This window comes from Pontibacter sp. HJ8 (assembly GCF_054824225.1).
This window is the reverse complement of record NZ_JSYF01000610.1, coordinates 1-651: the sequence shown is the minus strand read 5'-3', so window position 1 is coordinate 651 and position 651 is coordinate 1. Positions and strand designations below refer to the sequence as shown.

At 52.8% G+C, this 651-nt stretch carries 1 protein-coding gene; it reads right to left on the bottom strand.

The genetic code is table 11. The features are described from left to right. Positions 1 to 42: 42 nt before the first annotated feature. Complete coding sequence (locus OB13_RS20010) at positions 43 to 594, bottom strand: Crp/Fnr family transcriptional regulator (RefSeq protein WP_461491953.1); 552 nt, start codon at positions 592 to 594, stop codon at positions 43 to 45. Positions 595 to 651 lie beyond the last annotated feature (57 nt).

The window sequence follows — 651 nt, the reverse complement described above, 5'->3', positions numbered from 1 at the left end:
CAATAATATAAAATAAATTCCTGAGCCGGTTGAAGTATAGATTTACTTCAACCGGCTCAGGGTTTCGGGGGACATGCGGAGGTAGGAGGCGATGTACTTTTTGGGGATGTGCTGAAACAGGTGCGGACTGCGCTCCATCACACGCTGCAGGCGCTGCGCCGGTTCCGGCAGCAGCAGGTCTACTTCCCGCTCTATTTTCCCTACCAGTGCCTTCTCCATCTGCTCGTACCAGAAACGCCGGATGTTCGGCCGCTCCTCTATCAGCTGCGTCAGGTCTGCCTTGCTTATACCCAGCAGTTCGCTCTTTTTCAGGGCCTGTATGTAATATGCAGAAGGCTTGCCCTCCACGAAGGACGGAAACGAAACCAGCAAGGTATGGGGATAGCCGAAGCCTACACAGATCTCCTCGTCGGGCAGCGGGTAGTAAATGCGCAGGGCGCCACTCATGACAAGGTATAGGCCCTGCTCCACCTGCCCCTGCCGTATCAGAAAATCATACTGGTTCAGCTTCACCCGCTTCTTCCAGAGCGGCAGAAAAGCTTCTATGTCCTCTGGGGTAAGGTAGGAGATTTGCTGGAGGAGGGAGCGGGGCATACTGGTTTCTGAGTAAAGATTGGCTTAAATGTTAACTTCTTAGCTTATTTCCTAGTC